Source organism: Bifidobacterium indicum (assembly GCF_036987015.1).
Classification (GTDB): domain Bacteria; phylum Actinomycetota; class Actinomycetes; order Actinomycetales; family Bifidobacteriaceae; genus Bombiscardovia; species Bombiscardovia indica.
Map to the genome: position 1 here is coordinate 124,778 of NZ_BTXM01000003.1, position 26,770 is coordinate 151,547.

The window sequence follows — 26,770 nt, forward strand, 5'->3', positions numbered from 1 at the left end:
GGATGCCCTATTCGACAGATCAGACGATCGCCATCCGAAGTCCGGATGGAAGCAAGGACCAGACATGAACTCACTCAAGGCCAAGGACCTCATCAACATCGGCATTTACAGCGCCCTCTACTTTGTCTGTATGGCCCTGGCGACCTTCCTGACAGGTTTCGTGACCGGCCTGATCCTGCCTGGCTTCTCTTCGCTGTTCGTTCCCGGCATCGTCGCCCTGGTGGCCGGCCCTGTGTATATGCTCCTGACCGACAGGGTTCCCCGGTTCGGCGCCATCACGATCATGGGCTTGCTCATGGGCCTCTTCTTCCTGGTCTCCGGACACTTCGCCCTTTCCTTCATTCCCTATGTGGCCTGTGGCTTCCTGGCCGACGTCCTGCAGACGATCGTGGGCAAGGCCCGGTCCAATGGTCTGCGGTACCTGAGCTACCTGATTTTCGCTTTTGGCAGCACCGGACCCGTCATGCCGCTCTGGTTCATGAAGAACGCCTACGTGGCCAGCCTGACCCGGAAGGGCAAGAGCCAGGCCTACATCGACGGTGTCTTCGCCCATATCAGCGGCCCCACCCTGATCGTCTGCGTCTCCGTAACCATCGTCGGGGCCCTCCTCGGAGCCTGGACCGGCACCATGATCGTCAACCGTCACTTCGCGAGGACCCCAGCCGAGGCATGAGCAGGATATCGGTCTACACCAAGTTCTTCCTGATTGTCTTCGCCAACGGGTTGCTCTTCTTCACCCTGCCCGATCCCCTGGTCCTGGCCATCACCCTCTACTTCTGCAGTTTCCAGTTCGTGGATGGGCGAATCGAACGAGGTTGGCACTGGGTTTGCATCACCGCGGTGTTCGCGGTTGGCACCTACCTGGCCTACCTGACCCCTGATAATCTCATAGGCCATTATGTGCTCTTCTTTTTCGTGGGCCTGGGCAAGCTCCTGCCCGTAGTGGTCGTGGGGGCTTACATATCAGGGACCACCAAGGTGTCCGAACTGATCTGCACCCTGCGGCGCCTGCATGTGCCCCAGTGGATCGTCATCCCCCTCAGTGTCCTCTTCCGGTTCTTCCCCACCATCCGCAACGACTACCGGCAGATCAGGATGGCCATGAAGTTCAGGGGGATCGCCACCACCACCGGCGACATGTTCCGGCATCCCGTCAGGACCATGGAGTTCATCTACGTCCCCCTCCTCAACAACGCCACCAATGTCGCCACGGACCTGGCCTCGGCCTCGCTGACCAGGGGGCTGACCGACCCAGGACCGAAGACCTCCCTGATACAGGTACGATTCACCCTGCTCGATGCCTCCATGTGTCTCATGGGACTGATCCTGATGGGAGGTGCCCTCCATGTTGTCATGTGACCAGGTGACCTTCACCTATGAGGAGGCGGGCCGTCCTTCGATCCGGAAGGTGAACGCCCGGGCCGACAGGGGAACCCTGCTGGTCGTGACCGGCAAGAGCGGATGCGGCAAGACCACCCTCTCGCGAATCATCAACGGCCTGGTTCCCGAACTGTACGAGGGAAGGCTGGAGGGGCACTGCCTCCTGGAGGGAGAGGAGACGACCTCACAGCCCATTCATCTGCTCTCCAGACGTGTTGGCTCCGTCTTCCAAAACCCCAAGACCCAGTTTTTCACCACCGACGTCCGCAGTGAACTGGCCTTCCCCCTGGAGAACATGGGTGTGGATCGGGAGGGGATCCGCGAGCGCCTGGACCAGATGAGCGAACTCTTCGGAATCGGCCACCTGCTGGACCGCAGCATGTTCGCCTTATCAGGAGGAGAAAAGCAGACGGTCGCCATAGCCTCCTCCTGCATGGCCGATCCCGACCTGCTCCTCCTGGATGAGCCCTCCAGCAACCTGGACGTGGAGGCCATCGAGGCCCTGCGGGCAATCCTGGACAAGCTCAAGGGACTGGGCATGACCATGGTCGTGATCGAGCATCGGCTCTACTACCTGGATGGGCTGGCAGACGACTTCCTCATCCTGCAGGATGGTCGGGTGGTGGACCATCTGACCCCGTCGGCCATGCGGAATCTCGACAGGGAACGTCGCGAAGGAATGGGCGTGCGAGCCCTCCGACTGGATGAAGGCTCCAAGACCGCAACCCCAGAGGAGGAGGGAGGGCCCGGACTGGACGCGTCCCGGTCCGGGCAGGAAACCCTCCTGCGCATACGCAACCTGACCTACTCCTACCGCAAAGGCGAAGAAAAGGCCTTGCAGGTGGATGACCTCACCCTGTCCAGCAGGGATATCACCGGAGTCATAGGCCATAACGGAGCCGGCAAAAGCACCTTCGCCAACCTCCTGACCGGACTGCTCAAACCAGACCACGACCAGACCCGGTTCACCTTGGATGGCAAGCCCCAGACCGCCAAGGAACGGCTGGCCGACTCCTATATGGTCTTCCAGGATGTGAACTATCAACTCTTCTGCGAGACCGTAGGAAAGGAGATACTCCTGGGTGCCAGACGGAAGGACCTCTTCGACGAGGTTGCCTCACGTCTGGACCTGGAGCACCTGCTGAAACGGCACCCCAACACCCTCTCCGGCGGGGAGAAGCAGCGCGTGGCCATTGCGGCCGCCATCCTGTCCGGCAAGCGTCTGGTGGTCCTGGACGAACCGACCAGCGGCCTGGACCTGCTCCATATGAACCAGGTGACCGAGATGATCCGCTACATGCGCTCCCTGGGGGTCATGGTGGTCGTCATCTCGCACGACCAGGAGTTCCTGGAACAGACCTGCCAACGGTTCATCACCTTCCGGGAGGGCCGGCCGGTCCGGGACAGCCCCGAACTGGGTGACCTCCTCCAGGCTCTCTGACCCCTTGCAAGGTCTGTGAAAGATGGTTTGTCCGACAGGCGATTCTCGTCGGTCACAGGCCGGCAAGGCGTATAGAGTAGAGGAAAACGTGATATCGGGGGGTGTCCGTTTGCCGGACCACCCCGACCTCCGGACCGGGCGGCCATGAAAGGACATGATGGGGTATATCGACGTCATCGGAGAGACGAAGCGGTATGTGACCGGCGAAACGACCATCGTGGCCAATAACGACGTCACCTTCTCCATCGAAGAGGGGGAACTGGTCGTCATCCTCGGGGCCTCGGGGGCGGGCAAGTCGACGATTCTGAACATTCTTGGCGGAATGGACACCTGCAACGAGGGGCAGGTGATCGTGGACGGCAAGGACATCGCCGGCTACGATGCCAGGCAGCTGACCACCTACCGCCGCTATGACGTGGGGTTCGTCTTCCAGTTCTACAACCTGGTGGCCAACCTGACGGCCCGGGAGAACGTGGAACTGGCCTCGGAGATCGTGGACCATGCCGCCGACCCGGTCCAGACACTGATCGACGTGGGGCTGGGCGACCGGATCGACAACTTCCCCGCCCAGCTTTCCGGCGGGGAGCAGCAGCGCGTGGCCATCGCCCGGGCCGTGGCCAAGAACCCCAAGATCCTCCTGTGCGACGAGCCCACCGGGGCCCTGGACTATCGGACCGGCAAGCAGGTGCTGCGCATCCTCCAGGATCAGTGCCGCAAGAACGGCGCCACCGTGGTCATCGTCACCCACAACGCCGCCATCGCCCCCATCGCCGACCGGGTCATCCGTATGCACGACGCCCGGGTGCAGAGCGTCGAGACCAACAGCCATCCCGAAGACATCGAAAACCTGGAGTGGTGAGGATGCGGACGGGCAGGAAGGTGCTCTGGCACGACATCCGGGTCTCCTTCCGCAAATCCCTGGGGCGGTTCATCTCCATCGTCTGCCTGGTGGCCCTGGGATCCTTCGCCCTGGTCGGGTTGAGCGTGACCGGACCGGACATGCGCCAGGCGGGCAACACCTACCTGTCCGGACACCACCTGGCCGACCTCACGGTCATCAGCAGCTACGGGCTGGACCGGGAGGACCGCAAGGCCATCGACACCACCCCGGGCAGTTCGGGAATCGAATACGGTTACCTCAAGGATGTGGTCCTGAAGGGCAGCGACCGGAGTCTGCGCATCTATTCGGCCCCCAAGCGAATCTCCACCTACGAGCAGGTGGATGGCTCCATGCCCACCAAGCCGGACCAGGTGGCGGTAGATACGGCCCTGGCCGAGGACCACCCCATCGGCACCAGCATCGAGGTCGACGAGAAGGCCGACCAGCTGGGGCGGACGGTGCTCAGGCACCACAGGCTGTGGGTGGTGGGGACGGTCAAGTCGACCGAGATCCTGAGCAAGGTCAACATGGGCCCCTCCACGGCCGGGTCCGGATCCCTGGATTCCTATGCCGTAGCCACTCCTGGCGCCTTCGATTCGGACGAGTACATGATCGCCCGCCTGACCTTCAAGGATCTGGACCGAATCCAGGATCACTATTCCGACCGCTACATCCAGGCCCTGCAGGGCCACAAGGATTCCCTGAACCGAATACTGGCAGGCCGCCCCACCGCAAGGCTGGCCGCCGTCAAGCGTCCCCTCCAGGACCAGCTGACCAAAGGGCAGGCCCAGGTGGACCAGGCCCGGCAGCAACTCGACGGGAACAGACAAGAGCTGGACCAGGCCAGGCAGCAACTGGACCAGGGCGCCCGGGACATCCAGACCGCCAAGGATCAGTTGGCCTCCCAAACCGCCCAGGCCCAGACGGCCATCGACCAGGGCCAGGCCCAGGTGGATCAAGGTGTGCAGGAGCTGGCAAGTAAGCAGTCCCAGTACCAGTCGTCGTCCAATCAGGTGACCCGGGGCAGGCAGCAGGTGGACCAGGGCCAGCAGGCCATCGACCAGGGAGAGGCCAGGCTTGATGCCTCCCAACGGCAGCTGGAGGACGGAAAGTCCAAGGCCGACCAGGCCGTGGCCCAGGCCCAGGCCGCACAGACCCAATCCGGCCAGGCCATAACCCAGATCACGAATCAGATTCGCTTCATTGACACCCAGTTGGCCGCCCCTGGCCTGAGTCCCCAGCAGCAAGAGGAACTGAACCGGCAGAAGACCGGTCTCCAGACCCGGCTTGGTGAACTCAACCGGCAGGCGCAGCAGATCGATGCCCTGGTGGCCCAGGCGCAGAACGGCCGCGACACCTTCATGACCAACCAGTACACTCCCGGCATGGCCCAGATCACCGCGGCCCAAAAGGAGTTGGATGGACGCCGCCAGGACCTGGCCCAGGCCAGATCCCAGGTGGAGGATGGCGAGCGCCGTCTCTCCCGGGCCAAGGGCCAGTTGGACCAGGCCTCCGCCCAGCTGGACCAGGGCAGGGCCAGGCTTGACCAGGCCAGGCAGACCCTGGCCACCACCCGCGCCTCGGCCCAGGGGCAGATCGACCAGGGAGAGACCACCCTGGATCAACACAGGGCGGAATACCAGACCAAACTGGACCAGTTCAACCGTGAAAGCCCCCAGGCCCAGAAGAAGATCGATGATGCACAGAAGGAGCTGAACAGATCGGCCGACCAGCTGAGTCGTCTGGAGCAGCCCGTCTACGCCCTGGACTCCCGGAGGGAGGCCCCCGGATCGGAGGGGTACAAGGTCTACGCCTCCGTCTCCTACATCGTGGATTCCCTGGCCAGGATCTTCCCCTACTTCATGTACCTGGTGGCCGCCCTGGTCACCTTCACGACCATGACCCGCTTCGTCGACGAGGAGCGGATCAACGCCGGCACCCTCAAAGCCCTGGGCTACCGGGACCGGGACGTCATGGCCAAGTTCCTGGTCTACGGCGGGGTGGCCTCGGCCCTGGGCGCCCTCCTGGGCATCGTCACCGGCCACACCCTCCTGCCCTGGATCGTGTACCGGGCCTATGACCATGCCTTCGACCTGCCGCAGATCCACTATGGTTTCCACTGGCCGATCACCCTCCTGGCCTGCGTCCTGGCCACCCTCAGCGCCGTGGTCCCCGCCTTCCTGAGCGCCTACAGGGAACTGCGCGAGAAGCCATCAGCCCTCCTCCTGCCCAAGCCGCCCAGCGCCGGGTCTAAGATCCTCCTGGAGCACATCCCGCTGATATGGAACCGGCTCAGCTTCACCCACAAGGTCACCGCCCGGAACATCTTCCGCTACAAGCAGCGCATGCTGATGACCATCTTCGGGGTCTGCGGTTCGGTGGCCCTCCTGATGACCGGGTTCGGCGTGCAGGGGTCCATATCGGCCATCAACGAGCACCAGTTCGGCCAGGTCATCCGCTACGACCTGATTGCCGCAGAAAACAGCCAGGCCACCGCCGATCAGCGCGCCTCCATCAGGAAGCGGCTGGAGAAGGCCGACGTGCGCCGGTCACTGAACGTCCACTATGAAGAGATGAGCAAGACCGCCGGCCACAACGCAGACAAGCAATCCATCACGATGATCGCCCCCACCCGGCCCGGTCAGCTGGGCGACTTCATCCATCTGGATACCCGCTCGGGCCACAGGCCCCTGACCCTGACGGGGAACGGGGTGGTCATCTCCGAACGGATCGCCCAGCTGACCGGAACCCGGACCGGCGGCACAATCACCCTGCAGGACTCGGACGGCAGGGACAGGACCATGCGGGTGGACGGGATCTGCGAGATGTACCTGGGCCACTTCGTCTTCATGGGTCCCACCGCCTACAGGACCATCTTCCACCAGGAATTCTCACCCAACGCCCACCTGGTCACCTTCAAGGATTCCAGCGTGGAGAACACCAGGAAACAGGCCGCCTCCTTCATGCGGATCGATGGGATCCAGGGCGTGGTGCAGAACACGACCCTGATGGGTCAGATAGACACGGTGGTCAGGTCCCTCAACATGATCATGCAGGTGCTGATCATCGTGGCCACCCTCCTGGCCCTGGTCATCCTCTACAACCTGACCAACCTGAACGTGGAGGAACGGATAAGGGAGCTGAGCACCATCAAGGTGCTGGGCTTCTACGACCGCGAGGTGACCATGTACATCTACCGGGAGACCATCCTCCTCTCGGCCATCGGGGTCCTGGCCGGCTACGGGTTCGGGGCCTGGCTCCACCACTACATCATCACCACCGTGCCGCCCGACAATGTCATGTTCGACCCCTCCATCAAGTGGGTGGCCTTCGCCGTGCCCCTGGTCATGATCGTCATCATCACGGCCGGCCTGGGGTGGATGGTCAACCGCAAACTCAAGCATGTGGACATGCTGGAAGCCTTGAAATCCGTGGATTAGGAAATTCCCAGCCTTCACACACCCTGATGGCGTATGCTTGCACTTCAAGAGTCTGAGCCAGTCACAATCCGAGAAGCGGGGAATCACAGTGCTGCAGATCGAACATGTCTCCAAACAGTACAGGACCGGTGATTTCGTCCAGCAGGCCCTGGACGATGTCAGCGTCAATCTGCGCGACAACGAATTCGTGGCCATTTTGGGCCCCTCCGGGTCGGGCAAGACCACCCTGCTCAACATCATCGGCGGACTCGACCGGTACGACAGCGGCGACCTGGTCATCAACGGGACCTCCACCAGGAAGTACAAGGACCGGGACTGGGACTCCTACCGCAACCACACGGTAGGCTTCGTCTTCCAGAGCTATAACCTGATCCCCCACCAGACCATCCTCTCCAATGTGGAACTTGCCCTGACCATATCGGGGGTCTCCCGGCAGGAACGGCGCACCAGGGCCGTCGAGGCCCTGGAACAGGTGGGCTTGGGTGAACACGTCAACAAGCGGCCCAACCAACTCTCCGGTGGCCAGATGCAGCGTGTGGCCATCGCCCGCGCCCTGGTCAACAACCCCGGCATCCTCCTGGCCGACGAGCCCACCGGGGCCCTGGATTCCGACACATCGGTCCAGATCATGGACCTGCTCAAGGAGGTGGCCAAGGACCGTCTGGTCGTCATGGTCACCCACAATCCAGAACTGGCCCACCAGTACGCCACACGAATCGTGGAGCTGCACGACGGTGTCATCACCAGCGACTCCAACCCGGTGACCGACCAGGAGATCCCCAAGGAGGAGGCGCAACACCGCACCTTCGGCAAGGCCTCCATGGGACTCCTGACCTCCCTCTCCCTGAGCTTCAACAACCTGCGGACCAAGAAGGCCCGGACCCTTCTCACCTCCTTCGCCGGATCCATCGGCATCATAGGCATCGCCCTGATCCTGTCCGTGTCCACCGGAGTGAACCGGTATATCGACAACATCCAGCGCGAGACCATGACCTCCTACCCCATCACCATCCAAGAGCAGTCCTTCGACCTGAACAAAATCATGGACACGGCCCAGGAATCCGAGAAGGAGGCCAAGGCCCACAAGGACCACAGGGCCATCTACCCGGATGATTCCAGCATCAAGGGCGCCTCCAGCCTGACCAGCAGCATCACCCGGAACAACCTGTCGGACTTCAAGAAGTACCTGGACGACCCCAAGAGCGAAATCCACCAGTACGTGGGGTCGGTCGGAATCCAGTACTCCTACGCCACCAAGTTCGCTGTTTTCGGGCACGACCCGGATGGGAAGCTGGTCTCCGCCGACAAGGTGACCATGAACGGGCAGGACACCAGCTCCACGGCCAGCCAGATGGCCTCAACCAACACCGACAGCGACATGGGAGACATCCAGTCCAGGCAGATGTCGTACCTGACCGGCAGGACCGATAAGAACAAGGCTCCCGAAATCTTCGGGGAGATCATGCCCGGGCCGGATTCCAAAACCTCCATCAGCAAGGTGGTGACCGACAACTACAAGGTGGTCGACGGCACCTGGCCCAAGGACAAGAACCAGGTGGTCCTGGTGCTGGACAAGAACAACCAGATTCCCGTCACCAGCCTCTACAAGCTGGGCATCCTCCCCTCCAGCCAATACTCGGACATGATGAGCAAACTCAACAGCGGCCAGGAGGTCAAGACCGACACCAAGCCCATCGACTACTCCAAGGCCTTGGAGCAGAAGCTCTCCCTGGTCCCTGCCTCCGACCAGTACGCCAAAGGGGAAGACGGCCACTACCGCTACATCGGCGACAATGCCGACGAGATGGCCAAGGCGGCCGACCATGCCATGCACCTGCAGATCGTCGGGGTCGTCCGGCCCAACGAGGGGGCCAAGGCCACCCCACTCAAGACCGGCGTCGGATACACCCGGGAATTGACCGACTACCTGATCGATCAGGCCAAGGCCAGCCCCATCGTCACCGACCAGGAGGCGGACCAGGGCCACAGCGTCCTGAACGGAATGTCCTTCGCCCCCTCGGACGACGCAGCCAAGGCCAATGATGCCAAGGCCTACATCGCCTCCCTGGGGGTCAGCCAGAAGGCGAACATGGCCCAGGGCATCATGAGGGGTTCAGCCGCCGGAGCCCAGGGCGCCCAGGGACAGGGCGGAGCTCCAGGTGCTGCCGGGCAGGGCGGATCCGGAGCCCAGGGTACAGCCGTGCCGCAGGGAGCCGCCGCAGCGGCGCAGGCCGGGCAGGCTGGTGCCTCGAGTGCCATGGCCGAACAGCAGACGGCCCAGGCATTCGACGAGTACATCGCCACGGCACCGCAAGACGCCCTGGTCGCCATCTACAACGAGTACGTCTCCACCGGCACCTACGCCGACAACCTGAGCGACTTCGGCCTGATCTCCCGGAACGCCCCCTCCCGCATCAGCATCTACACGGACAGCTTCGAAAACAAGAACTCCGTGGGCGATGCCATCAAGCACTACAACGACAAGGCCTCGGAAAAGAACAAGATCGTCTACACGGACTACGTTGGCCTGATGATGAACTCGGTGACCACCATCATCAACGTCATCACCTACGTCCTGATCGCCTTCGTGGGTGTCTCCCTGGTGGTCTCCTCGATCATGATCGGCATCATCACCTACATCTCCGTCCTGGAGCGGACCAAGGAGATCGGCATCCTGCGCGCCATGGGCGCCTCCAAGCGCAACGTCTCCAACGTCTTCAACGCCGAAACCGGCATCATCGGTCTTCTGGCCGGTCTCCTGGGGGTGGGCATCACCCTCCTCCTGATTGTGCCCGCCAACAGCATCATGCACCATTTCATGGGAACCAACGAGGTCAATGCGGCCCTGCCCGTCTCGGGAGGGGTGGCACTGATCATCCTGAGTGTTGCCCTGACCCTGATCGGCGGCCTGATCCCCTCCCGGCAGGCGGCCAAGCAGGATCCGGCCACGGCCCTGCGCACCGAGTGAGACCGCCGCCGCAATCGTGCAAGCAAGACCGTATAAGCGCCACCACGTAAGGCATCCCTGCGTGAACACCATGGCGTGGACACCAACTTGAGGAAGGCCCAGACGAGGGGAGGTATCGCCCGGCCTTCCTATATACGACTCGCTCCGTCTCTCTCGCGGATCGCACCATTGCCCAAGCCAGGCCCCAAGAACAGAAGTGACCTCCCCCACAATTCCCGCCGGATATCACCGTCCTTTATCCTGAGATGCCATAATGTTCCCGTGAGCAAGCACCTGAATCAGCCCCCGGATCAAACCATCACCGAATTGGCAAGCCGGACCCAACCGAATACCCGGGTCGGCCGGGATGACCGTGACGAGCAGAAGCGGGAGACCATATCCTCCCAGGCCGGAGTCGATGCCGCCGGATCCCCCAAGGGCGACCAGCCCCTCTTCCCCGGGCGGGCCTTCATCAGCACCGTCCTGGATGTGGTCGACAGCAAGAAGACCATGAGCGGGGACCTGACCGGGAAGTACCTGCAACGGGCCATCATGGCCGGCCTCTTCGTAGGCATCTTCTTCACGGCCTACTTCGTGATCATGGGCCAGGCCAGCCTGGATCCCGACAACCACGGTTTGATGCTCTCGGGCAAGGTCCTAGCGGCCACCACCTTCGGCTGGGCCCTGGTCCTGATCTACTACACCAACTCCGAGCTGCTGACCTCCAACATGATGGTGGTCACCATCGGTGCCTATCACAAGCGCCTGGGCTGGCTGACCTCCCTGCGGATACTCGCCCTCTGCCTCCTGGGCAACCTGATCGGAGCCCTGATCGTGGCGGTCATCGTCCGGTTCTCGTCCATCGTCAGCGGGCCGACCATGGCACAGATGCTCGCGGCCTCCTCGACCAAGATCGGGTATGTCTCCGGCGGGTTCATGGGCTTCGCCGACCTCTTCGTCCGCGGCATCCTCTGCAACTTCTGCATCAACATCGCCATGCTTATGGTCTACAACGGCAAGCTCTCCAACGATTTCACCAAGTGCATCATCATGGTCGTGGCCGTCTTCGTCTTCGCCTTCTGCGGTTTCGAGCATTCCATCGCGGACTCGGCCCTCTTCCTCATCCTGGGGACCTTCGGCAAGGTCAATGCTCTGAAAGCCATCCTGGTGGTCATCGTGGCCATGCTGGGCAATTATGTGGGCGGTGGCATCCTCATCGGCCTGAACTTCGCCACCATGAACGACGAACGCCACTTCAACGCAGGCGGCACGAACGACGGGGACTGATGATGGGGCCTGGCACATTTCGGTTCCGCCGGTCAGCCCTGCATGTGAACAGTCCTGTCATGGCATCGGTTCAGAATCAAATCGGCAGCTTCTCATAGAGATACCGATCCAGGGTGGGCCCGATGGTCCTGGCCACGGTCGCCACGGGCATGGAGGCCAGGGGTTCCACACGAAACACATCCCGCACCATAATCAGACCGAGGAGCTGTGAACCCACCAGCACCATCCGTTTTTCCACCTTGTCGGTCCGTATGGCCTTGAGCTGGTCACCGTTCAGTTCACCCTGGACCAGGGCAACCATGAGATCACGGACGTGTTCGTTCTGGCCGGCATTGCGGATCAGGGCCAGGTAGGCTTCGCCCAGCTCGGTGGTCTCCATGAAGGTGAGGAAGGCCCTCAACAGCGTGGTCCCCAGGGACCTGCCGTCTTTCATGCCGCGCTTGGCGTCCTGGTCTATGAAAAAGTCAATCAGGTGGCTATCCCCGATGATGCTTCGCGCCACCTTGGTGAAGAGTTCATCCTTCCCCCCAAAGTAGTAATGGATGAGCTTGGGATCGCATCCGGCACGCCGTGCTATGGCCCTCATCGTCACCTTGTCGTAACCGTTGCGCGAGAATTCGTACCTAGCGGCCGACAGGATGTCCTCATAGGCACTGGACTCCGCACCGCCGGGGGGTCGCCCACGCCGGTGACGGGGGGTTGATGCAGGCCTTGCATCCCCATCCGGTTTCCCGGCCCTTTCCAGGATCTGCCCCCCTTGGATGGATTCCTCTGTCATCCTGGTCACATCTCCTTACGAGTCATATTGCACGCGGCAAGTCTAGCAGGTTCACAATAATTCTCCAAGTGTGGAATAAGTGCTATGCTGTAATTCACCGATTGAAGAATTATGGTGTTCCCGCACCATGGTTCCCCAGGTACCGGGCGGTGTCGGCTAGACCACAAGAACAGACACCACGCCGTGTGCCACCCTAAAGGAGGTGCGCCGTGAAGGCGTTGATCATCAAGGAATTCAGGGAGCTGATGCGCGACAAGCGCACGGTTGCCATGTTGATAGCCATGCCCATCCTGCTCCTGTTCATCTTCGGATACGCCGCCGATTTCTCGGTCGACAGGATTTCCGTTGCCGTCATCGGCGACGGTGCCCAATCCTTGTCCGAGAAGGTCAAGGGGTTCGACGCCGCCAAGGACGGCATGGATATCGTCACTGTGGATCCGACGCGGCATGGCGAGGAGGACGCCACGCGCCTGCTCAGAGACAGGAAGGTCGATGCCGTCATCGCCGTCAGGGAGGACCGGCAGGACAAGGGCAAGGACCTGCTCTCCAACCGGACCAGGGTGTACCTTGATGGCTCCGGCCTCTTCGCCGCCCAGTCCGCCAAACGGACCTTCCTCCAGCTGAATGCCGAGGAGACCAAGGACCAGATCGCCGCCACCAGATCCCAGGCCATGAAATCCCGCAAGGCCGTAGTCCAGCAGGAGAGGCAGGGCCTGCAGGACTACCTGAAACAGTTGCAGGATTACCAGAGCCGGGCACAGGCCGCAGCGGCCCAGGGCCAGCCCGCCCCACCCATACCCACCCCACCGCAGTCGGACCAGGGCCAAGCACCGGAAACCGGTCTTCCCGACCAGGCGAGTGCAACCGAGGCCGGAAAGGACAATGTGACCGTCCTCTTCAATCCGGATCTGAAGACCTCCTTCGTCATGATTCCCGGACTGATCGGCCTGATCATGACCCTGATCGGCACCATGATCACCAGCATCGGCCTGGTCCGCGAGCGCGAGCAGGGCACCCTGGAGCAGCTGGCGGTCATGCCCCTGAAGCCCGGAGCGGTCATCATCGGCAAAATCGCCCCCTACCTGCTTCTGGCCCTGATCGACATGGCCATCATCACGCTGATCGGCATGGCCGTTTTCGATCTGCCTTTCCAAGGTGACATCCGGGTCTTCCTGCTGGGGACCCTCCTCTTCCTCTTCGTGGTCCTGGGACTGGGCATCTTCATCTCAACCGTGTCACAAAACTCAGGGCAGGCCGTACAGATGGCCATGATGCTGGTCATGCCGCAGATGCTGCTGAGTGGCATCATCTTCCCCCTGGAGTCCATGGCCGCCTCGGTGCGCTGGATCGGCTACCTCCTGCCACTCACCTGGTTCAACGAACTGGCCCAGGGCACCATGCTGCGCGGCGCCTCCTGGGGATCCCTCTGGCTCCCCCTGGTCGTCCTTGCCGCTGAGGCCGCCGTGATCTTCTCGGCCGCCACCCTGCGGCTGCGCAATGTGCTGACCCATGGGGGTGCACGATGAGCCGGGAACCTGTGACCCTTGACAAGGCCAGGGTCTCCTACGGGGTCATCCATGCCCTCCAGGGATTCTCCGGGAGCTTCCTCCCCGGCCAGGTAACGGCACTGACCGGTGGGGACGGGGCAGGCAAATCCACCCTGCTCAAGCTTCTGGCCGGACGGGCCCCATTGGAATCAGGAAGCATCCAGGGCCTGCCCGACAAGAAGGACATAGGGTACCAGCCTGCCGATTCGGGCGTCTGGCGAGATATGTCGGTCATCGAGAACATGCGTTTCATAGCCTCTGCCTATCGGATGGATCCCAGCCTGGCACAAGAGAGGATAGAAGGCCTCCTGGCCGACGCCGGCCTCACCTATGCCCGGGACAGGACGGGACGGAACCTGTCCGGCGGCATGCGTCAGAAGCTCGGCTTCATCATGGCCGCCCTGCATGAGCCCGATCTCCTGCTTCTGGATGAGCCGACGACCGGGGTCGACCCGGCCAGCCGCGAAGGAATCTGGACCCTGATCTCGGCCCAGGCCGCGGATGGAAGGACGGTGGTCTTCGCCACCACCTATCTGGACGAGGCCGAACGGTGCGCCAGTCTCTACCTGATGAACGACGGCAAGGTTCTTGCCCGGGGCGGGGCCGAGGACATCTGCGCCAAGGCCCCCGGCAGGCTGTGGCAGGCCCCGGCCTCGGTCGGGAAACAAATGACCCGGGATTCCTTCTTCGGATCCGGGCTCCAGGACAGGCCCGCCCCCTCGGCCTTCCATAACTGGCGCAGGGCCGATACCGCACTGGCCTGGACCGCGGCAGGCGACGAGAGGACCCCCGACGGGTTCACCAGGACCGATTTCGACCTGGAAAACGCCAGCATCGCCTACCTGCTCCAGGATGACCAGGGCGGACTGCCGACCAAGCCCCGGGCTGCGGCACCGGATGTGGATGCCGCCAATCACCCCCAGCAGGCGGAATCCGGAAGAGACGACGACCGTCAAGAGGACGGGAAACCCGGCGGACCTAGAGCAAAAGGCCCGGTGCACTCCAAAGACCGGCTACTGATCCAGGCCACGGATGTGGTCAAGCGGTTCGGATCCTTCACGGCTCTGAACGATGTCTCCCTCCAGGTCAAGCCCGGCCAGATCATCGGTCTGATCGGCGGGAATGGTGCGGGCAAGACCACACTCATGCGCATTCTCCTGGGGCTGGAACAGGTCAACCAGGGATCCACCCTCCTGCTCGGTGGACCCCCCTCCCTGGAATCACGCAGACGAATCGGCTACGTTCCCCAGGGCATGGGTCTCTACCCGACCCTCACGGCATGGCAGAACGCACAGTTCACAGCCGACGTATACGGCACTAGCCCGCAAGGGTGGACCGCCAAGTACGCCCGATCCCTGGGCCGGACACCGGTGGGCAGTCTGCCCCTGGGCGCCCAACGGCTGCTTGCCTACACCCTGGCCGCCGGCCATGACACGGACCTGCTCATCCTGGACGAGCCGACCTCGGGGATGGATCCCGTCTCCCGCATGAGGCTCTGGCGGGAACTCCACAGGAGGGCCGACCAGGGCGTAGGCGTCCTGGTCACCACCCATTACATGGCCGAAGCCAGTCAATGCGACCAATGCGTGGTCCTGGCACATGGCCAGGTCCAGGCCATGGGCGACGTGGAGCAGATCGTCGGCAGCCACCACTCCCTGGTCATCAAGACGGAGGAATGGGAGCAGGCGCTGAAGCTCCTGACCGCGGCCGGCCTGCCTGTCTCCATGGACGGACGCACACTCCGCGCCATCGATGCCGACGAGAACACAGTGAAGGAGGCCCTGGAACCGCTTGGGGCCGCCTATGAACTGACCAGGTCGCCGGCCCGACTGGATGAGATCCTCACACTCACCTCCCAGCCGGCACAGGACCTGTCCCTCAGGGGATGATCCGATCCTGTGCCATACAGAGGCACTGGCTTCCGTTCAGACCACCAGCGAGAGCAAAAGGACGGAAGCCAGACCCGTCACGGAAAGGACCGTGGTCACCGAGGTCCATGACATGAAGGTCTCCTTGAGACTGAGACCGAAGTACTCCTTGATCATCCAGAAGCCCGCATCGTTAACATGATCAGCCACAACCGAACCGGCGCCCACGGCCAGAACCATCAGTGCCGGGTTGACCGGCGACATGGCCATCAGGGGTGCCACAAGGCCTGCGGCGGTCAGGGACGCGACGGTTGCGGAACCCAGGCAGACCCTGAGAACCGCCGCCACCAACCAGGCGGCAATCAGGGGAGGCATGTTGATGTTGGCGAACATGGTGGATATGTAATCGGATATGCCTCCATCTACCAGGACCTGCTTGAAGGCACCACCGCCACCGATGATAAGGAGCATCATGGCGATCTGCTTGACGGATTCAGCCATCGAACCCGCGATTTCGGGCATCCGCTTGCCACGCGCATATCCCATAGACCAGACGGCGAAACAGAGGGAGAGCAGCATGGCAATATCCGGGGCCCCGATGAAAGCTACAACCCTGCCTACCAGGGTGGCCTTGGGCAGGACGAAGGAGCAGATGGTAGCCACGGCAATCAGGACGACCGGCATCATGGAAGTCAGGACGCTGATCCAGAAGCGGGGAGTATCCTTCTCCTCGAATTCCCTGAAATCCCCCAGAACGGCCACATCAATGTTCTTGTGGTATATGGAGGGGCACACCTTGTGCAGGAAGGAATTGAAGAGTGGGCCTGCCACAATCACCGTGGGAATGGAGACGATGATGCCGCAGATCAGCACCTGACCCATATTGGCTCCCAGAGTGGCTGTGATGGCCGTCGGCGCGGGGTGGGGTGGCAGAAAGGCATGGGTCACGTTGAGGGTGGCAGCCATGGGAATGCCCAGGTACATCAGGGGCATGTCCAGCTCCCGGGCGATGACGAAAATAATGGGGAGAAGGACGACCAGTCCAACCTCGAAGAAGAGGGCGAGACCGACGATGAAGGAGGCGAGAACGACTGCTATCTGGATTCGTTTGCGTCCGAACCGGTTGATCAGGGTCATGGCGATGCGGTGGCCGCCGCCGGAATCGGAAACCAGTTTCCCCAGCATGGAGCCGAATCCAAAGATGATGGCCAAATGGCCCAGCTGTCCGCCTATACCCGTTTCAATGGTGGTGGGAATCTTGTCGGGCGGTATTTGCAGGACCAAGGCCGCGAGGATCGAGGTGATGACAAGGGAGACGAAAGTGTTGAGTTTGACCTTGACGATAAGAAATATGAGCACTGCGACGGCGCAGGCGACTATGAGAAGTTTCATGAGATGCTCTTTCGGATTTGATGACAATCACACCCTGTGAAACCCGGGATCTGCATCGACTCCGGGGGCGGGCAAGGGCCTCGACCGGGCTGATATCGCAATTCCCCGGTCGGGCATGATCAACGCAGAAGGTATCCACCGTCCACGGGAATCATCACACCGGTCACGTAGTCGGAGGCCTTGGAGCAGAGGAAGACCATGGTTCCCTTGAGCTCCACGGGCTCACCCCAATGCCCAGCGGGGATGTGGTCGCGAATCTCGACACTGCGGACGGGATCCTCCTGCAGGGCCTTGGTCATGGGGGTATTGATGTATCCGGGGGCTATGCCGTTGACCTGAACGTTATAGGGGGCCAGGGCATCCGCGTAGGCCCTGGTCAGCCCCAGGACCGCATGCTTACTGGCCGCATAGGGGAAGATGAATTTGCCGGCCCTGTAGGACTGCATGGAACCCACGTTGATGATCTTGCCCGACCGTTGCTTCATCATCACCTTGGCGACCTCGTGGGAAAGGTAGTACAGGGCGTTCAGGTTCAGGTCAATCACCGCACGCCAGTCCTCGTCCGGGAATTCCTCCAGGGGGTGACGGCGCTGCATACCGGCGTTGTTGATCAGCACATCAATCCTGCCGAACTCCTTCAGGGCGGTGTCGACCACCTTGTCAGCGGCCCCGTCCTCGGTGATGTCCTGCCTGAGGAAGACGACCCGTCGTCCATGGGCCTTCACGTATGTCTCCGTTTTCCCCCAATTGGTCTCGGTGTCGGAGACGACCAGGACATCGGCCCCTACCTGGGTGACGGCTTGGGTGTAGTACTCCCCAAGTCCACTGGCCCCACCTGTGATGATGATGACCTTATCGGTCAGGTCAAAGCTCTTCAACGAGAAGTCCTCGTCCACCATGGACTTTCCTTTCCCTCGGCTCAGAGTCGGCAGGCCGCATGGGCCCCGGCCGACATAGCGCAGTATCTATAGGTTATCGATAACCTATAATATTAAAACTACTCCGTTTCCATAGGTGTATCGATTACCTAAAGGTATACATGACACCCTTCACTATGTCAAATCGGATCGCCTCACCGAGACAGGATAACCGGGCGGCCAACCAATCAATCCAACAAATGGGCTAGCCTGAGACGTATAGAACCATCGCGCCGTAAGGCTCCAGGAGGACGGAATGGGCAAAGCCACCATAACGGACATCGCTCACGAAACAGGTGTATCCGTTACCACCGTCTCCCGTTTCATCAATGGCAACTACGGCAAGATGAGTGCAGAGACGCGCACACGCATCCAGACCACAATCGACAGGTTGCATTATTCACCCCGTGCCTCGGCCAGGCAGATGAGGCGCCGTCAGAGCATGATCGTAGGCGTCATTGTCGGCGACATTTCCAACGTCTTCTCCTCCCTGCTCTTCAAGGGAATCTACAACGTCCTGCAACCAGCGGGATATGATGTCATGCTGATGAACTCCAACAATTCCGTTGACCAGGAAAGGGACGAAATCACCCGTCTCCAGTCCCAGCAGGTCGACGGGCTGATCATCCAGCCGGACGCTCGGGACTTCAGGAACTATGAGACCATCACCGATTCACAGCTCCCCCTGGTCATGGTCGACAGGGAGATAGACGACCAGCCCCACCACATCAGCAAGGTCACCAGCGACAACTTCGACTCCTGTTTCTCCCTGGGGTCCCGCCTGCTGTCGGAGGGCTACGACAAGGTGGTCGTCCTTACCCGGGTCATGAGTCAGATATCCGCCCAGACCATCCGCGCCGACGGATTCACCAGGGCCGCCCAGGCACTCAAGAAGCGGGCGATACGCATCGAAGTTGGCGATCACGATGCAAACTGGCTCGACGATAGACTGTGCAATGAGATCGGTGGGTCCGAACAGAAGGCCGGATCGCGAACCCTGCTGGTATCACTGATGGGGCCACTCCTCTTCCAGACGCTGACATCCCTGAAGCGACTGAAACTGAACTTCCCCGATGACCTCGGCCTGGTCAGTTTCGACGACTGGGAGTGGTCCCGATATGTGCAGAAAGGCATTTACCTGCTGGAACAGGACCCGACGGCACTGGGCGAGCAGGCCGCGTCCAACCTCTGCCGGCAGATGGAAGCAGCCGCCGGGAATCAGGACCCCTACCAAGCCAGCAGGAGCCTTGTCCTACCCGTCAGGGATGTACCCGCATCATCGATTTGACGAACCGAGAAGGAAGGGTTGGCCCTTACTCCCACCCTGCATCCGGCGGGAAACGCCATATCAATCAGACACATAACCGTCTGGACGAATCTGATCCGACGGCTGCCCCTTGGTTTGATGAATCACTGCGAATGCGCGGAATCCGGACTGACGACCGTTTGCCGAATATGAGAATGGGGACCTCCGTCAAGAAGTCCCCATTGGGATTTGATTCGAATCAGGGGTTTCCCGGCTCTCAATCCGAATATCGCAATCAGCGGGAGCGAATGGCCTCCCTGACCGGCAGGACACTTGCCGGAGATACCGACAGTTCGTCCAGACCGTCCTCCAGGAAGGTCTTGGTCAGAGCCCGATCAGCACCCAGCTCACCACATATGCCACACCAGATACCGGCACGGTGGGCCGCGTCCACGGTCATGTGAATCATGCGCAGAACCGCCGGCGAGTGCGGGTCGGCGAACTGCCCGAGATTTGGATTCTGTCGGTCGCATGCCAGGGTGTATTGGGTCAGATCGTTGGTCCCGATGGAGAAGAAGTCCACCTTTCGGGCCAACTCGGGAGCCATGATGACCGAGGCCGGGGTCTCGATCATGATACCCACCTGGATATCCTCTCTGAAGTCCACACCCGTACCACGCAACTCACTCTTGACCTGATCGATGATGACCCTGGCCTGGTCGACCTCGGTGGTGGAGGTGATCATGGGGAGCATGATCGCGATGTTACCGAAGGCGGAAGCCCGCAGGATGGCCCTGAGCTGCACCTTGAAGATCTCCGGCCTGGTCAGGCAGATGCGGATGGCCCGGTATCCCAGGGCAGGATTGGCCTCCTGCTTCAGACCGAAGTACCCGACCTGCTTGTCGGCACCGATATCCAAGGTGCGGATGATGACCGGCTTGTCACCCATCCGCTGGGCGACCTCCTTATAGGCCTGGAACTGGAACTCCTCAGTCGGGAAGTCATCGCTTTCCAGGTAGAGGAACTCGCTGCGGAAGAGACCGACCCCCTCGGCATCGTTGGCTTCTACCGCATCCAGGTCCGAAGGCCTCCCGATGTTTGCGTAAAGATGGACCTCCTGGCCCTCCTTGGTCCTGGTGGGCTTGCCCTTGAGTTCCTGGAGACGCTGCATGCGTTCCCGGTACTCCCGCTGCCGGGCCTCATAGGACCCCAGGGTCTCTTTGTCAGGGTCGATCAGCACCAGGCCCTGGCTGCCATCCACAATGGCGGTCAGCCCCTGGTCCTCGGGCCTGGGACTCTGACCAAGGCCGATGACGGCCGGCAACCCCATGGTCCTGGCCAGGATGGCAGTATGCGAGTTGGCCGAGCCCTGGCTGGTGGCGAAGCCGAGCACCTGGGAGGGGTCCATCTGTGCGGTCTGGCTGGGGGCCAGGTCGGAAGCCATGATGATGGTCGCCTGGTCCTGTTGCCCTGCCTGGACCCCTGAACCCAGATTATCGATCAGTCGCCGGGAGACATCCTTCACATCGGCCGCCCGGGCCTGCATATACGGGGAGTCCATGGCGGCGAACATATCAGCAAACCTCTGCGCGGTGGCATCCACTGCGAACTCGGCGTTGACCTTGTCCGACCGGATCTGCCCCTCGATCCCCTCCACATAATCCGGATCCTTGAGCATGAGCCGATGGGTGTCGAAGAGTTCAGCCTTGTCCTCGCCGATTCTGGCTGCGGTATCCTCGCGAAGCTTGGCCAGCTGGTCCATGGAGACCTGCTGAGCCTGGTGGAAGCGCTCAATTTCGGCCTGGGGGTCGTCAACCGTGCGACGTTCCACCTGACCGGCCTCCTCCAGTACCTTGATGGGGCCGATGGCGATGCCGGCCGAGACGCCGGTACCTTTCAGCTCCCTCATAGATTCTCCTTGAAGAAGGCCTGGAGTTCCTCGGCTGCCTTGTCCTGGTCCGGACCATCGACGGTCACGTCAATCACGTCGCCCTGCTTCGCCCCCAAGGCCATGACCGCAAAGATGCGCTTGGCGTCCGCCGTGGTGCCATTGTCATCCAAAATGATGGAGGACCGGTACTTCTGCGCCTCCTCGACCAGCCTTCCAGCGGGCCTGGCATGCATGCCCTCAGGATCGGAAATGGTAAAGGTGAATTCAGTTGCCATGGTTTCCTCCTCAGTTCTGGCTGACGTAACAGCCGTTGTCGAACCTGTAGCCCGTGGATTCCTCATATTCGCGGACCATCTGATTCCAGGAGTCCTCGATCCGTTCGGTCAGGCCGAACAGGCCGGAGCGGCCGATTACGTAGATGTCCGGGTCCGCATCCGAAATCAGCTTCCAGTGAGCCAGGTTGGTGGACCCGTCCATCTCGATCTGATAACCGTAACCGTGTTCGTCTCGCATCTTGCGCAGCTGGACGATCTTGTCCAGGCAGACGGACAGGAAGCGCTGCCCGGCGAACCCCGGATCGATGGTCATGATGGTGACCTTGTCCAACAGGTCGATATAGGGCAGGATGGTCTCGACCGGGGTCTCCGGGTTGAGCACCATGCCGGCCTTGAGACCGGCATCGTGGATCTGGTCGATCAACCGGAAGGCCACCCCGTTGGAGACCTCGACCGGAATGCAGATCATCTCGCACTTGATGTCAATCAGCTGCTGGACCCAGAAGGGGGCGTCGGTCACCATCAGATGGGCCGACATGGGCAGATCGGAGATCTTGCGCGTCTGCTCGATGAACCACGGCGACAGGGTGATGTTGGGCACGAAGTGACCATCCATGATATCGATGTGGTAGAGGTTGACCCTGCTGTTCAGGAAGCCGATCTGCTCCCTGAACCGGTCCAGATCCATGGTCATCAGCGAGGGGGCCAGTTGGATCCGCCGCGAACGCGTGGCCAGTGTCTGTGCGCTTGTTGCTGTCATTTGGATTGCATTTCCTTAGGTTGGTTTACATTACCTGGATATCGTCCAGGTTCAGATCCTCTTCATCCTCGGCTCCGGCGGCCACGGGCTCATCGGCACCTTCGGGGATGTTCTTCTTGATCAGGGCGTAGACGATACCGGTCACCAGAATGTTGGCGGCGATGGCCAGGAGACCGACCCACCACTTGGCACCCATGGTCGGCAGCATCAGGAAGCCTCCGAAGGGAACGGTGGCACCCTTGCCGTCGGAGAGGGACATGAGGATGGCCCCCTCGCACATGCCACCGAGACCGGCGGCCACGATGCCCCTGACCAGGTCATTCATGACGATGGGGATCGAGCCTTCGACGATGTTGACCACGCCCATGGGCACGGCCGACTTCAAGGTCTCGACCTCTTCATGGGTGTAGATCCGCTTGCGCAGGAGCTTGGCCACCAGGTAGGCGAAACCGAAGCCGATGGGGGTTGCGGTGTTGGTCAACTGGAGGGCGGTGACGGGGCCGTTGATGCCCTGGGCCTGAAGGGTCAGGGCGAAGGCGAAGGCCGTCTTGTTGATGGGGCCGCCGAAATCGACGATGCTGAGCGCGCCCAGGACACCACCGAAGATCAGGTTGGAGGCACCGTTCATGCTGGTCAACAGGTTGGTCAGCCAAGTGGTGAACCAGGCCACAGGGGTACCAACGATATAGACCATGATTAGGCCGCTCAGGAGGGATGCCAGGAAGGGCACGATCAGGGTGGGCATGAGTCCCTTGGCCCAACTCGGTACCTTGACATACCTGAGTACGGCGAAGGCCAGCCAGCCTCCGATGTATCCGCCGATGATGCCTCCGATGAAACCGGCGCTGATGGCCACCGCCGCCAGGCCGGTCACGAAGCCGGGCGCGATGCCGGGCTTGCCTGCAATCGAGAAGGCGATGCCAGTGGCGATGATGACGGGCAAAAGGCCAAGGGCCTTACCGCCCAGTGTGGCCAAGGCCTGGAAGAAGTCGAACTTCCCCATGACCAGACTGTCCTGGGCCTTGCCGCCGAAGGCCATACCGATGGCGATGATGAAGCCGGCACCACATACAATCGGGATCATGTAGGAGATGGCGGTCAGTAGGTGGCCCTTGAAGTTGGCCTTCTTCATAAATTGTTTCATGATGACTTCCTTGTCCGCATGGTTGCGTCCGCTTGATTCACTTTCCGGCGATTTCGTGAAGCTTGGCGATGAGCTTGTTGGGGGACTTGATGGCGGTTTCCGTGGAGACCTTGACCACTTTCTTCCCCTTGAAACGCTCCTCGTCTGCGATCTTGACATCAACGGCCAGGATGACCACATCCGCCTGTTCGATGTCCTCCGCCGTCAGGGCGTTCTCGATGCCGATGGTGCCCTGGGTTTCAATCTTGATGTCGTCACCTGCGGCCTTGGCGGCATCCTCCAGCTTCTGCTGGGCCAGATATGTGTGCGCAATACCGATGGTGCACGCAGTCACCCCAACGATCTTCATGATTGATTACTCCTTCTCTTTTTGTATGTATATGCGATACATCATTTGGTCAGGGCCGCTACGACCTGGTCCTGGCTGGATGCCTGGAGGAGGTCATGGACAACGTCGGCCTTGGCAAGCTTGCGTGCGAATTCGGAAAGCAGTTGAAGATGCCGTTTGGAACCCTCGTCATCTGCGCCGACCGCGAAGAGAACGACCACCTTGGCACCGGTATCGTCCAGCGATTCCCACTCGATTTCGTGATCGAGGATGGCAATGGCCACGCCATTCCTCTTCACCGTGTCACTCCTGCCATGGGGTATGGCCACGTGCTCGCCAATGCCCGTGGCACCCTGGGCCTCACGCTCATGGAGGGCTTTGAGGAATTCATCCACCGAATCTATATATCCGGCATCATGCAGTCGTTGAGCCAGGTCCTCGAATACCTCTTCCTTGGTATCGGCCTTGAGCCCGGTGACCACTGTCCGTGTGTCGATCGCCTCACTGAGTGATGCTGAATCCACAATCATTTCCCTTCTGTCAGTAATATCTGCTGAACATCTCTATCCGTGCCCGCCTGGAGCACCTTCATGAAGACCTCATCGGCCATATGCCGATAAAGCATCCGCAATCTCGCCATGTCCTCGCCTTCGGGTTCCTCAGGCAGGAGGGTGATCAAAATCCGGTCCACGTCATGCCTGCCATCCCAACGCTGAATGGGGTCACGCAGTTTGGTGTAGAAGAGGAGGCATCCGCGGACTTCGGATGTCTGCGCATGGGGGTTGGCCAGGTCGGTATCGACCAAGGTACTGCCGGCGGCTTCACGGGCCATGAGCTGTTCCCGGAGTCGGTCCGGATCCCTGACCAATCCCATACCGCGCAGGCGGTCCGTCGCCCAGTCGAAGAACCCGAAGACATCAACCGGCGTCATACCCAGATCGGGATCCCACTCCGTGATCGCTCTCATCGGCCAGCCTCCCCGCTGCGAATCTGGTCGGCCGTGCGCTCAAGGCGTTCCTGATCCTCGATGGTCAGCATGGCGCTGACAACAAGCGTGGGCATGGTCAGGCTCTCGGGAAGACCAACGGTCGAGACGATCAGGCTGATTTCAGGGTGCCTGTCCAAGACGGCGTCAATGTCCTTGACCGCCACCGTCTCCACGATGTTCAGATCTGAGAACCGACGCTCTATCTTGGAGCGGAGCAGCTGTGCCGTGCCCAGACCAGTGGTGCAGACCAGTAGGATGTTGACCGGCATGCGCAGGTTCTCGACTGCCTGCGCAAAATAGACCGTGATGAACCCGACTTCCTCCTCGTCGATGTGGTTCAGGCCGAAACGCTCCTCCAACCGTTTCGTGGCATCCTGGACCGTCCGGAAAAGGTGGGGGTACTCCAGACGGATCTGCTCCAAGAGATTGTTGTTGACCTTGATCTTGTTCTGCAGCCGATTCAGGAGGGGCTTCATGTGCTTGGCCAGACCGGAGAACAACTCCCGGTTGTCGATATCGCCATAGCGGGGATCAAGAGCCACCTGCTCGATCAGATACTGGGTGGCCGAGCGTACCTCTTCGGGAATCTCGGCCGGGGTCGACAGGCCGCCTTCGATCCTTGAAGAGGTCAGGTACTGGTAGAGGTAGTAGATCTCGGCATCGGGAAGGTCCGCGTCCAGGTACATTTTGACGTTTTCGATCACGGAGCGGCATACGTCCATGACCTTGGAATGCTCCTCCGGACCGCCATAACCCTCCGGGCAGGTCGTATCCTCCATCAGGGAACCCACCCTACGAAAGCGTTCTATGAGTATGTAGAGGTGGGTGAAGATGTTGACCCGGTAAGGATAGGGAATCTCCGCATGGATCAACTCCTCAATCAGATCGAGCTGCTTGTTAACGAAAGCGGCATCGCGCTGCTCTATGCTCTGGTTGGGCTGCATAAACTGATGATTTGCAAGGTCCCCCTCATCGACGAACAGGCTGCTGATGGCCCGACGGATATCCGCTTCGGCACCCTCGACCCAGACATACCCGCTGACCCGTTCCAAAGACAGACGAAACCTGCCCAGCATCAGGCGCAGCGCGCGCAAGTCAGTGGCCATGGAGGATTCGCCGATATAGTACTTCGCCCACAGCTCGCTCATCCGATACTTCTGTGGTGCCGTAATCAACAGACGCTTGACGATTTCGTCGCGACGTTCAATGGATGAAAGACGGCTGACATCGACATTGGCATCGCCCATGGCGCATCCTACATCACCGAAGGAAACGGCTTCCGGATTGCGCAACCGGTACCCACGACCGCGCTTGGCCTCAATGAGTTCATGCTGACCGTTTTGTTGGTTGATCTGTCTGACGGCCCGGGAGATGGTCTTGGTCGACACCTTGAGAGCAGCAGAGAGCTCCGATCCACGAACGAAATCGCGACGATTGAGCAAATACCCAATCAGCGACTTCCTGAATCCGGTCTCCATCGCCCAACCTCCTTTACAAGAAATCGTAAGTTGGTTGAGGTCCACCGGAACTGGTGTGTAATGTTGACTTGAGTCCTTTGACAGGGGACATATGAATACAGGCCGCTCCGCCTGCTACCACGCCGATCAGAACCGGCATGAACAATACGACTACAGAATACCCATCCTGTGTTTCGGCAATATACCGACCGTTCCGAGCGTTATCACCTGCCCGGTCCCGTCGACCACCGAAGGTCTGCACAACTCCGGTCCCGCTATCAATGAATCAACAAACACCTAGGCAGACCACAGCCGTGTACTTACAATACTTCACTACCTACTACTTACCACTGACTACTACTTGCTTACCATTACTTACTACTCAATCATGCACCGAGGATCAACGCTTCCACGATTGGCGTGTCGCCAACGAGGATGTTGGAAACACTCTGATGGTCTTCCTGATATCGATGCAATCCGCCAGGCACCCGGCCGCATCCGGAATCGGTATCCTGCCCGGCCCCGAAGAAGAGACCTCCATGCGTCCCGTGCCTTCTCTTGGGTCAGGGTACCAGGCTCGATGATCGTCCTTAATCAGACTGTCGGCGACAATCTGCAATTCGCTTCCTTGAATACGTCCCTTTGCCATATTGGTCAAGTGGTTATGTGTATGGGTTTGTGGTTGTGGTCGGTCCGGTCGCTGACGTTGCGCCGGGTCGCGGCTGGGTTGACGGTGTGGGATGGGACAGGAGGTACCCCCGGCAGGGGTTGCTGTTCCCCGTGTCGGGTGATTGCGCGTGGCGG

General features: G+C 60.8%; 21 protein-coding genes. 10 read left to right on the forward strand and 11 right to left on the reverse strand.

All coding sequences use genetic code 11. The features are described from left to right. Positions 1 to 64 precede the first annotated feature (64 nt). From AACP59_RS07985 to AACP59_RS08015, 7 genes are all read left to right on the forward strand, one after another. Positions 65 to 673: an MptD family putative ECF transporter S component gene (locus AACP59_RS07985; protein WP_297317252.1), complete on the forward strand. Its 609-nt coding sequence runs from the start codon at positions 65 to 67 to the stop codon at positions 671 to 673. Beyond that, a complete protein-coding gene (locus AACP59_RS07990) occupies positions 670 to 1,359 on the forward strand; it encodes an energy-coupling factor transporter transmembrane component T (protein WP_339350736.1) in 690 nt (229 codons plus the stop codon). Before AACP59_RS07985 ends, AACP59_RS07990 begins: the two co-directional genes overlap by 4 nt. Continuing rightward, positions 1,346 to 2,821 carry an ABC transporter ATP-binding protein gene (locus tag AACP59_RS07995; RefSeq protein WP_339350735.1) on the forward strand — a complete coding sequence of 492 codons (1,476 nt, stop codon included), beginning with the start codon at positions 1,346 to 1,348 and terminating at the stop codon, positions 2,819 to 2,821. The genes AACP59_RS07990 and AACP59_RS07995 overlap by 14 nt, the downstream gene beginning before the upstream one ends. A gap of 157 nt (positions 2,822 to 2,978) precedes the next feature. Beyond that, positions 2,979 to 3,680, forward strand: a complete 702-nt coding sequence (locus tag AACP59_RS08000; protein WP_297317255.1) for an ABC transporter ATP-binding protein — start codon at positions 2,979 to 2,981, stop codon at positions 3,678 to 3,680. Positions 3,681 to 3,682: 2 nt separating this feature from the next. Beyond that, positions 3,683 to 7,141, forward strand: a complete 3,459-nt coding sequence (locus tag AACP59_RS08005; protein ID WP_339350733.1) for an ABC transporter permease — start codon at positions 3,683 to 3,685, stop codon at positions 7,139 to 7,141. 88 nt (positions 7,142 to 7,229) lie between these two features. After that, positions 7,230 to 10,109, forward strand: coding sequence for an ABC transporter ATP-binding protein/permease (locus tag AACP59_RS08010; protein ID WP_339350814.1), 2,880 nt, complete (start codon positions 7,230 to 7,232; stop codon positions 10,107 to 10,109). Positions 10,110 to 10,370: 261 nt separating this feature from the next. Beyond that, positions 10,371 to 11,375: a formate/nitrite transporter family protein gene (locus AACP59_RS08015; RefSeq protein WP_297317419.1), complete on the forward strand. Its 1,005-nt coding sequence runs from the start codon at positions 10,371 to 10,373 to the stop codon at positions 11,373 to 11,375. Positions 11,376 to 11,451: 76 nt separating this feature from the next. On the opposite strand, the gene AACP59_RS08020 is transcribed toward AACP59_RS08015, so the two are convergent. Continuing rightward, on the reverse strand, positions 11,452 to 12,153 hold the full coding sequence (locus tag AACP59_RS08020; RefSeq protein ID WP_339350813.1) for a TetR/AcrR family transcriptional regulator: 702 nt from the start codon (positions 12,151 to 12,153) through the stop codon (positions 11,452 to 11,454). Positions 12,154 to 12,362: 209 nt separating this feature from the next. Between AACP59_RS08020 and AACP59_RS08025 the strand changes: the two genes are divergently transcribed. Both AACP59_RS08025 and AACP59_RS08030 read left to right on the forward strand, forming a co-directional pair. Further along, the gene (locus tag AACP59_RS08025; protein ID WP_339350731.1) at positions 12,363 to 13,679 is read left to right on the forward strand and encodes an ABC transporter permease; all 1,317 of its coding nucleotides are present in this window, start codon (positions 12,363 to 12,365) and stop codon (positions 13,677 to 13,679) included. Then, the gene (locus AACP59_RS08030; RefSeq protein ID WP_339350730.1) at positions 13,676 to 15,589 is read left to right on the forward strand and encodes an ATP-binding cassette domain-containing protein; all 1,914 of its coding nucleotides are present in this window, start codon (positions 13,676 to 13,678) and stop codon (positions 15,587 to 15,589) included. Before AACP59_RS08025 ends, AACP59_RS08030 begins: the two co-directional genes overlap by 4 nt. A gap of 36 nt (positions 15,590 to 15,625) precedes the next feature. On the opposite strand, the gene AACP59_RS08035 is transcribed toward AACP59_RS08030, so the two are convergent. Both AACP59_RS08035 and AACP59_RS08040 read right to left on the reverse strand, forming a co-directional pair. Next, positions 15,626 to 16,960: a gluconate:H+ symporter gene (locus tag AACP59_RS08035; protein ID WP_339350728.1), complete on the reverse strand. Its 1,335-nt coding sequence runs from the start codon at positions 16,958 to 16,960 to the stop codon at positions 15,626 to 15,628. A gap of 119 nt (positions 16,961 to 17,079) precedes the next feature. After that, the gene (locus tag AACP59_RS08040) at positions 17,080 to 17,859 is read right to left on the reverse strand and encodes an SDR family NAD(P)-dependent oxidoreductase (RefSeq protein WP_297317302.1); all 780 of its coding nucleotides are present in this window, start codon (positions 17,857 to 17,859) and stop codon (positions 17,080 to 17,082) included. Between the two features lie 274 nt (positions 17,860 to 18,133). On the opposite strand from AACP59_RS08040, the gene AACP59_RS08045 reads away from it, so the two are divergent. Further along, positions 18,134 to 19,165 (forward strand): LacI family DNA-binding transcriptional regulator, encoded by a 1,032-nt coding sequence (locus AACP59_RS08045; RefSeq protein ID WP_339350727.1) that lies wholly within the window; start codon positions 18,134 to 18,136, stop codon positions 19,163 to 19,165. Between the two features lie 253 nt (positions 19,166 to 19,418). Here AACP59_RS08045 and ptsP read toward each other — a convergent pair whose 3' ends face one another. From ptsP to AACP59_RS08085, 8 genes are read right to left on the reverse strand one after another with little or no spacing between them, the layout of a single operon-like run. Then, positions 19,419 to 21,032, reverse strand: a complete 1,614-nt coding sequence (gene ptsP / locus AACP59_RS08050; RefSeq protein ID WP_339350726.1) for a phosphoenolpyruvate--protein phosphotransferase — start codon at positions 21,030 to 21,032, stop codon at positions 19,419 to 19,421. Next, positions 21,029 to 21,289, reverse strand: a complete 261-nt coding sequence (locus AACP59_RS08055; RefSeq protein ID WP_267430931.1) for an HPr family phosphocarrier protein — start codon at positions 21,287 to 21,289, stop codon at positions 21,029 to 21,031. Before AACP59_RS08055 ends, ptsP begins: the two co-directional genes overlap by 4 nt. Before the next feature lie 10 nt (positions 21,290 to 21,299). Next, a complete protein-coding gene (alsE, locus tag AACP59_RS08060; RefSeq protein ID WP_267444871.1) occupies positions 21,300 to 22,049 on the reverse strand; it encodes a D-allulose 6-phosphate 3-epimerase in 750 nt (249 codons plus the stop codon). Positions 22,050 to 22,074: 25 nt separating this feature from the next. Then, positions 22,075 to 23,193 (reverse strand): PTS fructose transporter subunit IIC, encoded by a 1,119-nt coding sequence (locus AACP59_RS08065; RefSeq protein ID WP_297317299.1) that lies wholly within the window; start codon positions 23,191 to 23,193, stop codon positions 22,075 to 22,077. 37 nt (positions 23,194 to 23,230) lie between these two features. Next, a complete protein-coding gene (locus AACP59_RS08070; RefSeq protein ID WP_297317298.1) occupies positions 23,231 to 23,542 on the reverse strand; it encodes a PTS fructose transporter subunit IIB in 312 nt (103 codons plus the stop codon). Positions 23,543 to 23,583: 41 nt separating this feature from the next. Continuing rightward, positions 23,584 to 24,051, reverse strand: coding sequence for a PTS sugar transporter subunit IIA (locus tag AACP59_RS08075; protein ID WP_297317297.1), 468 nt, complete (start codon positions 24,049 to 24,051; stop codon positions 23,584 to 23,586). Continuing rightward, positions 24,048 to 24,488 carry a PTS sugar transporter subunit IIA gene (locus AACP59_RS08080; RefSeq protein WP_297317296.1) on the reverse strand — a complete coding sequence of 147 codons (441 nt, stop codon included), beginning with the start codon at positions 24,486 to 24,488 and terminating at the stop codon, positions 24,048 to 24,050. The genes AACP59_RS08075 and AACP59_RS08080 overlap by 4 nt, the downstream gene beginning before the upstream one ends. Beyond that, complete coding sequence (locus tag AACP59_RS08085) at positions 24,485 to 25,987, reverse strand: BglG family transcription antiterminator (RefSeq protein ID WP_339350720.1); 1,503 nt, start codon at positions 25,985 to 25,987, stop codon at positions 24,485 to 24,487. Before AACP59_RS08085 ends, AACP59_RS08080 begins: the two co-directional genes overlap by 4 nt. Positions 25,988 to 26,770: the final 783 nt, after the last annotated feature.